This window comes from Nonomuraea sp. IBHARD001, assembly GCF_056106265.1.
In genome coordinates, this window is sequence record NZ_JBWBBW010000002.1 from 739,072 (window position 1) to 752,793 (window position 13,722).

A 13,722-nucleotide genomic window follows, 5' to 3' on the forward strand; every position below is an offset into this window, starting at 1 on the left:
TTTCAGCCGTTCCATCCGCTCAGCTGGTCCGCGCGAACGGCAGGACGGCTCCCGATTCGTCCGGACGGACAACCCCCGGCCGCCAGCAGATCGGCCACGAGCGCGGCGAGCAGACGCGTACGTCCGGGCAGCTCGGCCACCAGCACGTGCTCGTCGTCGGCATGCGCTCCGCCGCCGACCGCGCCGAGGCCGTCGAGGGTCGGCGTGCCGACGCCCGCGGTGAAGTTGCCGTCGGAGGCCCCGCCGACCGCCACGGAGGCGAGCGGCCCCACGCCGAGCTCGTCGGCGAGCCCGCACGCCCGCTCGAACAGCTCCCTTGAGGCCGTCGCGCGCATCGGCGGCCGGTTCGGCCCACCCCTGACCTCCACCCCGGCCCCTTCCAGGTACGGCCTCAGCCCGAGCATCGCCGCGTGCACCCGCTCCTGCTCGGCCTCCTCCCACACGCGCACGTCGACGTCGAAGGCGGCCGAGCCGGGAACGGTGTTGGCCGTGGTGCCCGCATGCAGCCTGGCCGGTGTGACGGTCGTGCCCAGCGCGGGATCGCCGAGCCCGGCGACGGCCGTGACCTGCCTGGCCAGCTCGACCCCGGCATTCACCCCGCGCTCGGGATCGAGCCCGGCATGCGCCGCACGCCCCCGGATCAGCACCTCGTAGCGCGAGACGCCCTTGCGCTCGGTCTTCAGCGCGCCGCCTGGCCCGGCGGCCTCCAGCACCAGCGCGGCGCGGCACAGGCGGGCGTTGTCCTCGATGAGCCGTCGCGAGGTGGGCGAGCCGGGCTCCTCGTCCCCTGTGATCAGCAGGAGCACGCCGTCCAGGTCGTCGAGCGCCGCGAGCGCGTGGAAGGCCGTCACCAGGCCGGCCTTCATGTCGAAGCATCCGGGCCCGCGCAGCACGCCGTCGCGTACCTCGAACGGATGGCTGTCGAGCGAGCCGATCGGCCAGACGGTGTCGTGGTGGCCCAGCAGCAGCACCTTGGGCTCGCGGCCGAACCGCCACAGCAGATGGGTACGCCCGTCGACGACCACACGCGCCGCCTCGGCCCCCATGCGGGCGGCGCCGACCTCGGCGACCACCTCGGCGCTGCGGGCGACGGCGGCCAGGTCGTCCGACGGGGACTCGCAGCGGACGAGCCGCTCGATGTCGGCCAGCATCAGCTGTTCGTCGGGCTTCGGAAGGGAGGTTGTCGTGCGGTCGTGTCTCGTGGTCGCGGTGTCGGATGGATGCACCGTTCCAGCATGGACAAGCACGTGGCAGGGGGGCCTGTCGCTTCGGCCAAGGGTGTGGCCGCCGATTGGGGCACGGCGACGAAGCCGGGTTACAAGTCGGACGAAGCGCCCGAAAAAGAGATCTATTCGTGTCCCGATGCCAGCATTCTTTGCTCATGACCGCTGGGCGACAGGACTACGAACAGCACTTGGCGCAGACGATCGCCAAGGCGCGCCGCGGCGCGCGGATGCGCCTGCTCTACGTCGTGCTGCAGTACGTGGTGATCACCGGCCTGTTCACCGCCGCGATGCGCTGGTGGGCCACGAGTGGCGACCCGCTCCTGTACGAGCGGCTGCCGGGCTGGCTCTGGCTGGGCGTGTGGTGTCTGGCGATCTTCACTTCGCTGGCCGTCGCCCTGTTCATCGCCTGCTGGCGGAGCGACGGCCGCAACGCCGAGACCTACCTGCGGGCCGGACTGTCGTTCCAGGTCGGCAGGAAGGTCTATGTCGTGTCTCCGCCGCCCGTGGAGTCGGGCACGCTGGAGAGCGCCGCTCAGCCGGTCGAGTAGCCCGAGGCGGCCAGGTCGCGGGCCAGGCCGTCGAGGACCAGGTCGAGGCCGTAGCCGAACTCGTCGGCGTAGGAGTAGCCGGGCTTGAGCGCGTGCTCCACGATCATCTCGGTGAGGTGCGGATAGGCGTCGGGCGCCATCTCGGCCAGCATGCCGTCGGCCACGCCTTCGAGGCTCTCGGTCGTGTCGAACGGCAGGCTGGTGGCCTGCAGGGCGAAGCCGTAGACATAGCTGTCGAGCACCGACACCGCATGGGCGGCCAGCGGCAGCGGGAACCCGGCCCCGCGCAGGACGCCGAGCATGGCGTCGTGGTGGCGCATGGTCGCGGGGCCCGGCGTGGCGCGTGACTGCATGACGCCGAGCGACCAGGGGTGCCGGGTGAGCGCGTCGCGGGCCGAGAACGCCCTGCGGCGCATGGCCGGGTGCCAGCCGTCCTCGCCCTGAGGCAGGTCGATCTCGGCGAAGACCAGGTCGACCAGGCCGTCGAGGATCTCCTCCTTGCCTGCGACGTGATGGTAGAGCGACATGGCCTCGACGCCGAGCAGGTCGGCGACCTTGCGCATGGTGAGCGCCTGCAGGCCCTGCTCGTCGGCCAGGCGGAGGGCGACGCCCAGCACGCGCTCCTTGCTGAGCGGCTCGCGTGGCCCGGTCTTGGCGGCCATCGAACGTCCTCTTCTCCTCGCGGCTGGCCGTGAGGCGGGTGCCGCGGCATTGACAACCTTACCACGTAAGCCTATCTTACGCCGTAAGGCACACTTACGCCGTAAGGGAGCATCTCATGGTCACCTCAACCGTCCCCGCCAGGTCCGCACCGCGCTCGGCCGTCCGGCTGGCCCGGGCGGCGGGCCTGCTCTATCTGGTGCTCGCCGTACTCGGGATGGTGGTGCCGACGGTCGTGGAGTCGGTGCTCGCGCAGGGGGACGCCGGGGCCACCGTGCGGCGGGTGCTCGACGCCGGGCCGCTGTTCGGGCTCACGATGGTGGCCGGGGTCGGGCTCGTGCTCGCCGACACCGCCGTCGCGGTCGTGCTCCATCTGCTGCTGCGGGCGGCGGGGCCGGTGCTCTCGCCGCTGGCCGCTGCCTTCAGGCTCGTCTTCGCCGGGCTGCTGGCGGTGGCGGTGTCGCATCTGTTCGAGGCCAGGGCGCTGGTGGCCGGAGGTGCGCTCGGCGACGGGCGGCGTGCGGTCGCGGCGCTGGAGGCGGTGGAGGCGTTCGGGGTCGGGTTCAGGTTCGCGCTGGTGGTGTTCGGGGTGCACGTCGTGCTGCTCGGCGTGCTGCTGTACCGCTCGGGCTACGTGCCGAAGGCGCTCGGCGCGCTCAGCGTCGCCGGTGGCGTTGCCTATGTCGTGGGGAACCTGGGCGGGTTCTTCGCCGAGCCCGGTGTGCTGGTGAACGGCATGCTGACCGCACTCATGATCGTCGCCGAGGTCGGCCTGATGTTGTGGCTGCTGATCAAGGGGGTACGCGCCTGAGGACGCGCCTCACCTGCCGTGGCACCCGCACGCCGAGGCCGGACGGGCGGCGGCGCCCGGCGGCTCCTCGTTCGCGGCGGCCTCGACCTGCGACAGGATGCGGGCGCGGTCGGCGGGAGCGAGATAGCGGCCCCGCGTGACGACCGCGTGCACGCGGCGCGTGTTGCCGATGTCGGTCAGCGGATCGGCGTCCAGCACGACCAGGTCGGCATACCTGCCAGGCGTCACCGTGCCCGACACCTCGCCGAGCCCGGCGCACCGCGCGGCGTCACGGGTGGCGGCGCGCAGCGCCCGCATCGGCGACAGGCCCGCCCGGACCAGCAGGCCCAGCTCGGTGTGCAGGTCGAGGCCCGGATAGACGAACGCGCCCCCGGCATCGGTCCCGGCCACGATGCCGACCCCGGCCTCCGCCATCGCCCCGACCAGGCGCAGTTGCGCCTCGAAGTAGGCCTGCCACTTCGCCAGCTCTTCCGGGGTCATCGGCTGGCGGTAGTACAGGAGTTCGTCGCGCCACCACTGACGCACCGACGGCGGCATGTACCTCAGCGGCGCCTGCAGATCGGCGTCGCCGAGTATGTCCTCGGCCGTGCGCCGGAAACGCTGCACGGTCACCAGCGTGGGCGACTGCCACACGCCGCGCCCGGCCATCGAGGCGTACAGCCCGGCGGCCCTGCGCGGGCTGTGGCTCGCCGCCGCGTCGCGTTCGAGGCGCCACCACTGACGGCCCCACCAGTCCGGATGCGCGGGATCGTCCGGCATGGCGGCGAGTTCGGCATACAGCTCGCGTGCCCTGGACGACGTCGACAGGGACATGCCGTACAGGTGCTCGATCGTGTGCTGGCCCAGCCTGACGGCGTCGTCGACGGGCACCCGGGCGGGCACGTGCCCGGCGAAGGGCAGCCGCAGCCGTCTGGCCTCGTCGGCGACGTGGGCGTAGGCCTCGGGCGAGAGGTAGGAGTAGACCTTGGCGAAGTCCGAGCGCTCCCGCCTGGCCTTGCGCACCGCGGCACGAGCCTCGGCCTCGGTGCTGACGACGTCGCTGCCCGGCCATGCGCCCGGCGGTCCGTCGATGAGGTTGCTCGCGATCACCATCCGGGGGCCGAGCAGGTCGCCGCGTTCGATGCGCCGCCGTACCTCGTGCGTCTGTGGTGTGCCCGCCATCTCCCTGACGCCGGTGACGCCGTGCACCACGTGCAGGGGCGGGAAGGTGCTGGTCAGCGTGCCGTTGTGCACGTGCATGTCCCACAGGCCGGGGATGAGGTGCTTTCCGGCCAGGTCCACCACCCGCACCCCGGCGGGTACGGCCTGGCCGCGGCCGCGTCCGACGGCGAGGATCCGGTCGCCCGCGAGGACGACGACGGCGTCGCGCACGGGCCTGGCGCCGGTGCCGTCGATCAGTGTGGCGCCGGTGAGCACGGTGACCTCCGGACGTCCGGCCGATGCCGCCGCACCCGGCCACACCGCCCCGAACGCCCCTCCCGCCAGCCAGGCGAGCACTTGTCTGCGGTGGAACGCGTTCACGGCTACCTCACGGGATCACGGTGGTACCTGACGTCACGGTCGGCGCGATCACGAGTCCCGTCAAGAGGCCGGGCATAGCAGTTCGGTATGCACATTTCGCTGCTTTTCATGACGAATGACCGGTGTCAGCGTGAAGGAGGCGAAAGCCAAGCGAAAAGGAAAGGAGGTGCGTGTGGTGAGACGTCTGGCCTGCCTGTTCGCGGTGGTCCTGGCGACGGCGCTGGTCGCGGGGCTCACCTCCCCGGCCGTCGCCGTCCCTCCCGAGCCCGACTACACCGTCGCACTGACCGAGACGTCGGGCACGACCGACGCGGGCGGCGTGGCGAGCACCACGTTCACCAGTACCGTCATCACCGGAGGCACGTCGATCGCCCTGTCGGCGAGCGGTCTGCCCGCCGGGGTGAGGGTCGTCTTCGCCCCCGAGTACACCTACAGCGGCGGCAGCTCCGCCGTCGCGATCATCACCTCTCCGACGACACCCGTCGGCACCCACCCGATCAGCATCGACGCGCGGGCCGGTATCAGCCACTCGGTCACCTTCACCCTGACCGTGACCACGCCCCAGCCGGAGACCGCGTTCGGCGTCACGCTGAGCGACCCCGCGCCCGTCGTCAACCGGGGCGAGTCCGGCGTGGTCACCCTGACCAGCACGGCCGGCACGGGCGACCCGCAGAGCGTCACGCTGTCGGCCGTGGCCGGACACGCGGGCATCGGCGTCACCTTCAGCCCCTCGACCATCACCGCTGGCGGCACCGTCGCCGTCACCCTCTCACCGACCGCGCTGCCGTTCGGCTCCTACAACGTCATCGTGTACGCGACCGGAGTGGTCAAACGCGCCGCCGTCCTGCGGCTGACCGTGCGCGACGGGCGTCCCGACGACTTCTCCGTCCGGCTGCTGCCCGCCGTCGCGACCGTCGACCCGGGCCAGGGCGCGAGCACGACGGCCATGCTGCAGATCACCCAGGGCCGCAGGCAGCGCGTGACGCTCTCGGCCACCGGCGCGCCCCCCGGGGCCACCGTCACGGGCTGGCCGAGCCCGGCCGACAGCGACGGCTACGTCGTCGTCGGCGTCGTCACCGCACCCAAGACCCAGGCGGGTGTGTACCCCATCACGCTGGCCTTCACCGGCAGTGTGACCCGCACCGCCGTCCTCACCCTGACGGTACGGCCGCGCGTCATCCCCGTCTGGCGTGCCGGCTACGTCTACTTCAACGGCGACCTCGCCTCCTACAACGGCGTGGTCTACCGCTGCACCTACACCCACACCTCGATGTCCGGCTGGGAGCCGCCCAGGGTGCCCAGCCTGTGGACGCTCTGGTAGCGCGGCGGAGGTGGAACGCGGCTGCCTCGTGTCCGCAGCGCACGAGGCAGCCCCGCGTGTCAGCGGCGTGACAGTGCCGTGTGCGCGGCGATCGGCATCGTGCTTCTCAGGTCGGAACGACGATGAGAAGGAGATCGGTATGACGGAGCGGGCGCTGGCCGAGTTCGTGCGGACGGTGGCGGTGCGGGCGGGCATCCCGGGGATGGCCGTGGGGGTGTGGGCCGGAGGGCGCGAGGTGTTCGGCTCCTACGGTGTGACGAGTGTCGAGCACCCGGTGCCCGTCGGCGCCGACACGCTGTTCCAGCTGGGCTCGGTCACCAAGACCTACACGGCCACGGCGTTGATGCGCCTGGTGGAGGAGGGCCGGGTCGCCCTGGACGCGCCGGTGCGCGCCTACGTGCCCGAGCTGGTGCTGGCCGACGAGCGGGCGGCGGCGGAGATCACCGTGCTGAACCTGCTCAACCACACGGCGGGCCTCGACTGGAACCTCGTCGTCGACACCGGCGAGGGCGACGGGGCGCTGGCGGCGTTCGTCGCGAGGATGGCCCGCCTTGAGCAGATCGGCGCGGTCGGCGCCCGTGCCTCCTACAGCCAGGCCGGCTACAACCTCGCCGGCCGCATCCTGGAGAACGTCACCGGCCTGACGTACGAGCAGGCGGTGTCCTCCCTGGTCCTCGGACCGCTGGGACTGACCGGCAGCTTCTACGCTGCCGACGACGTCATGACCAGGAGCTTCGCGGTCGGCCACAACCCGGACGCCGACGGGGTCATGGCCGTGGCCAGGCCGTGGCGCCCCTACCGGGCCAACAACCCGGGCGGCGGCCTGGTGTCGTCGGCGCGCGAGCAGCTGCGCTGGGCGCGCTTCCACCTGGGCGACGGCAGGTCCGAGAGCGGCGCGCGGGTGCTCACCCCCGAGACCCTGTACGGCATGCGGCGCCAGACGGTCGCACTGCCGGGCAGCTCGCTCGGCCAGGGACTGGGCATCGGCTGGTTCCTGCGCGAGGTGGACGGCTTGCCGGCGTTCGGGCACGGCGGCTCGGCCAACGGCCAGTTCGCCGAGCTGCTCGTCGTGCCGGACCGCGACTTCGCCGTCGTCGTGATGTGCAACGCCGGTCCCGACGGCACGCCCGCCAACCAGGCGGTCGTGCGCTGGGCGCTGGAGACCTACCTGGGAGTCGTCGAGCGCGACCCCGAGCCGCTGCCCTTCGACGCGGCCAGGGCCGACGAGGTCGCGGGCGTCTACGACATCGACGCCATGACGCTCGTCGTCGCCGTGGACGACGGCGGGCTGACGCTGGCGGCCAGGATCAAGCCCGAGGTCAGGGCCGCTTCCGACGCCGAGCTGCCCCCGGACTACGAGCCCGCCGCGATGGGCCTGCTGCCCGGCGACGCCGACGAGTACATCGTCGTCGAGGGCGGACTGCAGGGGCAGCGCGGCTTCTTCACCCGTGAGGACGGCCGGATCGTCGGCGCCGATCTCGGTGGCCGTCTGTTCGTGAAGGTTCACCCCTGAGTGAGTGTTCGCACCCCGCCGCCCGTGTGAAACTCCGACCACACCGACGAGAGGAAACCCCATGGGCGACGAGCCGCAGGCCAGGGCGAGGGCGATCGTCTCACTGCTGGCGAGGAACGCCGAGCAGGGCGACAGGGAGGGGAGACTGCCCGGCGAATCGGTCACGGCGCTCACGGAGGCGGGGCTGTTCCAGCTCCTCACGCCGAGGCGGTACGGCGGCGAGCAGGCCGATCTGCGTACCCTGTTCGACGCCTGCGCCGAGCTCGGGGAGGGGGACGGCAGCGCGGCGTGGGTGGTGGCGCTGTGCAACTCGTGCGCCTGGCTGGCCGCGCACTTCCCGGAGCGCGCGCAGGAGGAGGTGTTCGGGACGGGCGAGCCCGCGGTGATCGCGGGGGTGCTGACGCCGACCTGCCAGGCCGTCCGGGTCGAGGGCGGGTTCCGGGTCACCGGGCGCTGGCCCTACGCCTCGGGGATCTGGCACGCCGACTGGGCGCTCGCGGGGCTGCCCGTGCTGGACGCCGAGGGACAGGTCGTCGACCAGATGCTGGCCCTGCTGCCGTCGGGGGAGTACACGATCGACCGCACGTGGCTGGTGGCGGGGATGCGGGCGACGGGCAGCGACTGCGTGGTCGCCGACGACGTCTTCGTGCCCGACCACCGCACGCTGTCGCTGATGGCGGCGATCGTCGGTGAGCATCCGGCCTGGCAGGGCGACGAGGCGGCCTACCGGTCTTCGCCCGTGCCCTTCGTCGCCACCCTGCTGGTGGCGCCGCTCATCGGCCTGGGCCGTGCGGCGCTGAAGCTGGTGACGGCGAAGGCGGCGAGCAAGCCGGTCACCTTCACACTGGTGCAGACGCAGCGCGACTCGGTGGCCTTCCAGCTCAGGGTGGCCGAGGCGGCGATCACCCTCGACACCGCCGAACTGCACGCCCGCCGCGCGGTCGAGACCGTCGACGGCGCCGCGGCCTCGGGCCTGCAGCCGGACGCCTTCGCCCGCGCCCGGGTACGCGCCGATCTGGCCTGCGCGACGGAGAGCGTGCTGAAGGCGATCGACCTGCTGATGACGGCACACGGCGCCGGTGGTTTCGCCGACGCCAGCCCGCTGCAACGCATCTGGCGCGACGCGGGCATCGCCGCCAGGCACGCGATCCTGCAGCCCGCCGTCGGCTACGAGCTGTACGGCAAGGCCCTGCTCGGCGTCGAGCAGGACCTCACCCCTCTCGTGTGAGCGCCGCCCGCTGTTACCCGGCCGACTTGACGAGCTCGTCGATCGCGTAGGGCAGCGACAGCAGCGTGCCCTGCGACATGGCGGCGCCGACGGCCGGGCCCTCACTGTCGAGCAGGTAGGAGACCTTGCCGTTCTTGACCGCGGGCAGGTTGGCGAACAGCTTGAAGTTCTTCAGCGCGTCCTGGTCGGCCTGGTCGGCGATGACGAAGATGTGGTCGACGTCGATCAGGTCGATGCGCTCGGGGGACAGCACGGTGTAGAAGCTGCCTTCCGCGATCTTGTCGATCTCCGTCGTGCCCTTGAAGCCGATGCCGGTCACCATGCGCCCGCGTACGTCGGTCGTGGTGAAGGGCGCGACCGAGTCCTTGTACCAGGACACCGCGACGGCCGTGCGCTCGGCGAACTCCGGGTGCGCCGCGCGTGCGGCGTCGAGCTTGCCCTGGATGTCGGCCACCATCTTGGCGCCCTCGTCGGCCTTGCCGAGCGCCTTGGCGATGTGCACGGCGTTGTCCTGCCACGGAGCGCTGAACGGCTCCTTCTCGGTCTTGGTACGGCCGACCGTCGGGGCGATCTTGGAGAGCTTGTCGTAGGCGGCCTGGTCGATCTCGGAGTAGACGGCGATGATCAGGTCGGGCCTGAGCGAGGCGATCTTCTCGTAGTTGGGCCCGGCGTCGCCGTTGTTCATGATGACCTCGGGACGGGTCTCGCCCCACTTGTCCTTCACCCACGGCCACTGCGTGTTGATGTCGGGCGTCTTGCCCGGCGGGTTCGGGTACTGGTCGACCATGCCGACCGGCTTGATGCCGAACGCCAGGACGGCCTGGTCGTCGGTGTAGCCGACCGAGACGACCCGCTGGGGCGCCTGGGTGATCTGCGTGCTTCCGAACGCGTGCTCCACCGTGACGGGGAACGCGCCTCCCGCTGCGGCCGACGGGGCGGCGGCCTCGGCGGCCGGCTTCTCGGCCGAGGTGGAGCCGCAGCCCGCGAGGAGCAGGGCGGCGGACAGGGCCACTGCGGCACGCCGCAGGGACGTCAGGCCGGTGGTGCGGTGGAGGAACATCCGGAATCCCTAGCTTTAGTGCAATGCGCTACAAATCTGACCAAAAGCAGGAAGACCGTAACATGGGTTGATTAGGTGAGCCTAACCTTGGTCCGCCAGGTGTGACTGTTGCCTCACCTGTCGCGCCGCAGATTGGCCCGCACCAGCAGGTACACCAGGAACGGCCCGCCGATCGCCGCCGTCACCACGCCGACCGGCAGGCTGATCGGCAACGCCGTACGCGCGACCAGGTCGGAGGCGATCAGCAGCAGCGCCCCGACCAGCCCGGAGGCCACCAGTGGAGGCGTGGGGCGGCGCAGGAGTCGCAGCGCGGCCTGTGGTGCGACCAGGGCGACGAACGGCACCGGGCCGGCCGCGCTCACGGCCACCCCGGCCAGCAGCACCGCGCACAGCAGCAGCACCGCCCGCACCGCCGAGTGCCGCACCCCGAGGCCGGTCGCGACGTCGTCGCCGAAGTGCAGCGGCCTGAGCTGGAAGGCGACGCACGACACGACGACCAGCAGGGCCAGCGCGCCCCACAACGCCACCCAGACCTCGCCCCACGTGCGGTTGTCCAGCGAGCCGACCAGCCACGCCTGAGCCCTGGCCACGTCCCTGATGTCGGCCGTGACCAGCAGCCAGGCGGTGATCGCCTCGGTCACGGCGCTCACCGAGATGCCGATGAGGATGAGCCGCAGCCCGTTGATGCCACGCCGCCAGGCCAGGAAGTACACCAGCAGCCCGGTCCCGAGACCACCGGCGAGCGCCGCCGCCGACAGCCCGACGGAGTCGACGATCGCGGCGGCGGTCCCGCCCGACACCGTCACCAGGAACACCGCGACCGCACTCGCACCGCCGGTGATACCCAGGATGTCCGGACTGGCCAGCGGATTACGGGCGATGGACTGGGTGAGCGCGCCCGACACCCCCAGCGCGACCCCCACCACGAGACCCGCCAGGGCGCGCGGCATCCGCAAATCCATGATCACGAACTCGTCGACCCGCTCGCCCTGCCCGAACAGCGTCGCGATCACCTGCGGCAGGCCGATCGGGAAGTCCCCGACGCCGATCGACACGCAGAACACCAGGAAGACGGCCGCCGCCAGGACCACCGTGACCACGAACGGCCAGGCCCGCCACAGGAACGACACCCCGCCGAGCCGTACGGCGGGGCGCTTCGTCGTCGTCTCGTTCATACCGTCTTGAACTTTCCGCGCCAGACCAGCGCCGCGAAGAAGGGAGCGCCGACGAGGGCGACGACGACACCGGCCTGCAACTCGCCCGGCCTGGTCACCACACGTCCCACGATGTCGCAGGTCAGCAGGATGAGCGCGCCGAGCAGCCCGGCGCACGGCACCAGCCAGCGGTAGTCGGGCCCGGTCACCCGCCTGGCCAGATGGGCCACCATGAGCCCGAGGAAGGCGATCGGCCCGCAGGCGGCGGTCGCCGCACCGGCCAGCAGGGTGATGGCGACGATCCCCACCACCCTGGTCCGGGCGACCTGCACGCCCATGCCCCTGGCCACGTCGTCACCCAGGTTGAGCAGGTTGATCGAAGGCAGTGTGGTCAGCGCCAGGACCAGCCCGAGCCCGATGAACGCGCTCACCGGCCAGATGACGTCGAACCCGGCACCGGCCACCGACCCGGCGTGCCAGAACCGCAGCGCGTTGAGCGAGGCCTTGTCCGACAGCGCGACGGCCGTGGTCATCGCCATGAGGAACACCGCCACCCCCTGCCCGGCCAGTGCCAGCGTCAGCGGATTGCCCGCCCCCTTGCCGATGCTCGCCAGCCCGAACACCACGACCCCCGCCGCCGCGGCCCCGAGAAAGGCGAACCAGACGTACTGGTACGGCTGGACGAGACCGAACAGCATGATCACCGTGACCACGGCGAACGAGGCGCCCGAGTTAACGCCGAGCAGCCCGGTGTCGGCGATCGGATTGCGCGTGTAGCCCTGGATGAGCGCCCCGCTCACCCCGAGCGCGACTCCCGCCACGATCGCGAGCACGGTCCTCGGCACGCGCACGGTCCGCACGATGAGGGAGATCTCGCTGAGGCGCTGGTCGAGCACGACCCCGGCCTCCTGCGTGCCGAACAGGCCGTGCCACACCTCGGCCGGGCTCAGCGCACGCGCGCCGACGGCCAGCGACAACGCGCACGCGACCAGGAGTGCCGCCGCGAGCACGCCCAGGCCCACGACCCGCCGCCGCCGGGCGGGTGCGACGCCCGATGTGGGACGTTTCCCGACAGTCGTAGTCATTCGACGTACGTTATCCCTTTGCTCCGCCGGGCAGCGCACGGCCGCGACCGGGCCTAAGCTGGGCGACCGTGGAATATCTCGTGTACGGCCGCGACCGCCCCGGCAGCGCCGACCTCAAGGCGAGCCTGACGCCCGAGCATTGGTCGTTCCTCGACGTCTACACCGACGAGCTGATCGCCCGGGGCCCCACGCTGACCGGGCACGGCGACGACGCCTCCACCGGCAGCGTGCACATCGTCGACCTGCCCGGCGACGAGGCCGCCCGGACGTTCGCCTTCGAGGAGCCGTACTATCGCGGCGGCGTGTTCACCTCGGTCGAGATCTACCGCTTCCGCAATGTGCTCGGCCGCACGATGTGGGACTTCACCGCAGCGGTCGACGGATACGACCGATATCTGGTGATCACCTGGGACGCCTCGGGGGCCGCGCCCGTCACGTCCGAGCACATGATCGTCTTCGGCGAGCTGCTCGCACTCGACGGTGAGACGCGGCTCGGCTGGGCGGCCACCGTCGAGGCCCCCGGTGAGCAGGAGGCCAAGGCGCTGCTGGCCATCGGAGGCGAGGCCCGCACCGAGGCGCACCCGTGGTGCTTCGGCGGCAGGCGATAGCCCCCGACGGTTGATCAGCCCCGGCGCAACGGCAGCCCGAACCCGCACGGGACGTCGCGCCCGGCGGGCGTGTCGGCCCACGCCGGGTCGAGCGCCGCCTTCACGAAGTGCAGCACACGCGGATCGAACGGCAGCATCGCATGTCCGGACGTGTCGCTCGGACAGCCGTCCTGCAGCGTGATGTTCTTCACCGTCGCCCCCGCGACCGGCGCGATGAACGCCTTGTGGTACGGCGTGCTGATCGCGTCGTACCTGGTGGCGATGACGGTGTAGTCGATGCCGGGACGGCTTTCGGGACTGGCGTTCAGCTTGGTCATGAACGGCGACCCCACCAGTTGCTGACGACCGGCCACCCCGCCGACGAGGCCGGTGACCAGGTCGGCCAGACCGAGCGGACCGAGCAGGACCTTGACGGCGTGCAGGCCGGACGCGGTGGTGCCGTGGTAGGTGCCGGCCAGCGACACGTACCTCTTCACCTTGCCGTCGCCGCCGAGGAAGTTGATCCAGTAGCGCGGCAGCATGCCGCCCTGGGAGTGGCCGACCAGGTCGACCTGCTCGGCGCCGGTCCGCTTGAGCACGCCGTCGATGAAGGCGCCGACCTCGCGGGCGTTGGACTCCAGATCGGCCATACCGCCCTGGGTGGGCAGCGGGGCGACCAGCGAGGCGCCGTCGAGGCCGTAGGTGAGGGCGAAGACGCAGTGCCCGCGTTTCATCAGCTGCTTCGACAGCGGTCCCCAGGTGATCGGCGCGTTGACGAACGTGCCGTGGATCAGGACGACCGGCCTGGGATGCGTCTTCGACCTGCAGCCGTAGTCGTTGACGCCGGGAGGCAGGGCGTCGAGGCTCAGCACCCCCGCCACCCCGCTGGTGAGCACGTCGAGCACGGAGACGTCGTCGCTGGGGTCGCGCGGGGCGGGCTGCGCGGGCGTGGAGAGGGTGAGTGACAGTGCGGTCACCAGGTTGATCATCACGTCAGCTGCGTTTTCC

At 71.6% G+C, this 13,722-nt stretch carries 14 protein-coding genes; 7 read left to right on the forward strand and 7 right to left on the reverse strand.

The annotated features are described in order from the left end of the window. Positions 1–2: 2 nt before the first annotated feature. Entirely contained in the window at positions 3–1,226 is a 1,224-nt protein-coding gene (locus tag ACTWNK_RS05620; protein WP_474302445.1) for a M20 family metallopeptidase, read from the reverse strand. A 9-nt stretch (positions 1,227–1,235) separates the two neighbouring features. Between ACTWNK_RS05620 and ACTWNK_RS05625 the strand changes: the two genes are divergently transcribed. After that, entirely contained in the window at positions 1,236–1,385 is a 150-nt protein-coding gene (locus tag ACTWNK_RS05625; protein WP_474302446.1) for a hypothetical protein, read from the forward strand. Beyond that, complete coding sequence (locus ACTWNK_RS05630; RefSeq protein ID WP_474302447.1) at positions 1,382–1,774, forward strand: hypothetical protein; 393 nt, start codon at positions 1,382–1,384, stop codon at positions 1,772–1,774. The genes ACTWNK_RS05625 and ACTWNK_RS05630 overlap by 4 nt, the downstream gene beginning before the upstream one ends. Here ACTWNK_RS05630 and ACTWNK_RS05635 read toward each other — a convergent pair. After that, positions 1,759–2,436, reverse strand: a complete 678-nt coding sequence (locus ACTWNK_RS05635; protein WP_474302448.1) for a TetR/AcrR family transcriptional regulator — start codon at positions 2,434–2,436, stop codon at positions 1,759–1,761. The two genes, ACTWNK_RS05630 and ACTWNK_RS05635, sit on opposite strands and share 16 nt — an antisense overlap. A gap of 116 nt (positions 2,437–2,552) precedes the next feature. Here ACTWNK_RS05635 and ACTWNK_RS05640 point away from each other — a divergent pair, with 116 nt between their 5' ends. After that, positions 2,553–3,245, forward strand: coding sequence for a DUF4386 domain-containing protein (locus ACTWNK_RS05640; RefSeq protein WP_474302449.1), 693 nt, complete (start codon positions 2,553–2,555; stop codon positions 3,243–3,245). Positions 3,246–3,254: 9 nt separating this feature from the next. On the opposite strand, the gene ACTWNK_RS05645 is transcribed toward ACTWNK_RS05640, so the two are convergent. Next, the gene (locus tag ACTWNK_RS05645; protein WP_474302450.1) at positions 3,255–4,766 is read right to left on the reverse strand and encodes an amidohydrolase family protein; all 1,512 of its coding nucleotides are present in this window, start codon (positions 4,764–4,766) and stop codon (positions 3,255–3,257) included. A 172-nt stretch (positions 4,767–4,938) separates the two neighbouring features. Here ACTWNK_RS05645 and ACTWNK_RS05650 point away from each other — a divergent pair, with 172 nt between their 5' ends. The 3 genes from ACTWNK_RS05650 to ACTWNK_RS05660 all read left to right on the forward strand — a co-directional run bounded on the left by ACTWNK_RS05650 (position 4,939) and on the right by ACTWNK_RS05660 (position 8,828). Further along, positions 4,939–6,087: a carbohydrate-binding protein gene (locus tag ACTWNK_RS05650; RefSeq protein WP_474302451.1), complete on the forward strand. Its 1,149-nt coding sequence runs from the start codon at positions 4,939–4,941 to the stop codon at positions 6,085–6,087. 139 nt (positions 6,088–6,226) lie between these two features. Then, complete coding sequence (locus ACTWNK_RS05655) at positions 6,227–7,600, forward strand: serine hydrolase domain-containing protein (RefSeq protein ID WP_474302452.1); 1,374 nt, start codon at positions 6,227–6,229, stop codon at positions 7,598–7,600. 61 nt (positions 7,601–7,661) lie between these two features. Then, positions 7,662–8,828, forward strand: coding sequence for an acyl-CoA dehydrogenase family protein (locus tag ACTWNK_RS05660; RefSeq protein WP_474302453.1), 1,167 nt, complete (start codon positions 7,662–7,664; stop codon positions 8,826–8,828). A 13-nt stretch (positions 8,829–8,841) separates the two neighbouring features. Here ACTWNK_RS05660 and ACTWNK_RS05665 read toward each other — a convergent pair whose 3' ends face one another. The 3 genes from ACTWNK_RS05665 to ACTWNK_RS05675 form a co-directional block, all read right to left on the reverse strand. Beyond that, positions 8,842–9,888 carry an iron-siderophore ABC transporter substrate-binding protein gene (locus ACTWNK_RS05665; protein ID WP_474302454.1) on the reverse strand — a complete coding sequence of 349 codons (1,047 nt, stop codon included), beginning with the start codon at positions 9,886–9,888 and terminating at the stop codon, positions 8,842–8,844. Positions 9,889–10,001: 113 nt separating this feature from the next. After that, on the reverse strand, positions 10,002–11,063 hold the full coding sequence (locus tag ACTWNK_RS05670; RefSeq protein ID WP_474302455.1) for a FecCD family ABC transporter permease: 1,062 nt from the start codon (positions 11,061–11,063) through the stop codon (positions 10,002–10,004). After that, positions 11,060–12,127, reverse strand: coding sequence for a FecCD family ABC transporter permease (locus ACTWNK_RS05675; RefSeq protein WP_474302456.1), 1,068 nt, complete (start codon positions 12,125–12,127; stop codon positions 11,060–11,062). The genes ACTWNK_RS05670 and ACTWNK_RS05675 overlap by 4 nt, the downstream gene beginning before the upstream one ends. Before the next feature lie 68 nt (positions 12,128–12,195). On the opposite strand from ACTWNK_RS05675, the gene ACTWNK_RS05680 reads away from it, so the two are divergent. Then, positions 12,196–12,735, forward strand: coding sequence for a YciI family protein (locus ACTWNK_RS05680; protein ID WP_474302457.1), 540 nt, complete (start codon positions 12,196–12,198; stop codon positions 12,733–12,735). 14 nt (positions 12,736–12,749) lie between these two features. Here the strand turns inward: ACTWNK_RS05680 and ACTWNK_RS05685 are convergent, their stop codons facing one another. Further along, entirely contained in the window at positions 12,750–13,691 is a 942-nt protein-coding gene (locus tag ACTWNK_RS05685) for an esterase/lipase family protein (protein ID WP_474302458.1), read from the reverse strand. Positions 13,692–13,722: the final 31 nt, after the last annotated feature.

Excerpts from the sequence above, each read along its gene's own strand:
- ACTWNK_RS05665 (WP_474302454.1), bottom strand. The coding sequence starts at position 9,888 with ATGTTCCTCCACCGCACCACCGGCCTGACGTCCCTGCGGCGTGCCGCA.
- ACTWNK_RS05625 (WP_474302446.1), top strand. The coding sequence starts at position 1,236 with ATGGACAAGCACGTGGCAGGGGGGCCTGTCGCTTCGGCCAAGGGTGTG.
- ACTWNK_RS05630 (WP_474302447.1), top strand. The coding sequence starts at position 1,382 with ATGACCGCTGGGCGACAGGACTACGAACAGCACTTGGCGCAGACGATC.
- ACTWNK_RS05670 (WP_474302455.1), bottom strand. The coding sequence starts at position 11,063 with ATGAACGAGACGACGACGAAGCGCCCCGCCGTACGGCTCGGCGGGGTG.
- ACTWNK_RS05635 (WP_474302448.1), bottom strand. The coding sequence starts at position 2,436 with ATGGCCGCCAAGACCGGGCCACGCGAGCCGCTCAGCAAGGAGCGCGTG.
- ACTWNK_RS05660 (WP_474302453.1), top strand. The coding sequence starts at position 7,662 with ATGGGCGACGAGCCGCAGGCCAGGGCGAGGGCGATCGTCTCACTGCTG.
- ACTWNK_RS05655 (WP_474302452.1), top strand. The coding sequence starts at position 6,227 with ATGACGGAGCGGGCGCTGGCCGAGTTCGTGCGGACGGTGGCGGTGCGG.
- ACTWNK_RS05675 (WP_474302456.1), bottom strand. The coding sequence starts at position 12,127 with ATGACTACGACTGTCGGGAAACGTCCCACATCGGGCGTCGCACCCGCC.
- ACTWNK_RS05640 (WP_474302449.1), top strand. The coding sequence starts at position 2,553 with ATGGTCACCTCAACCGTCCCCGCCAGGTCCGCACCGCGCTCGGCCGTC.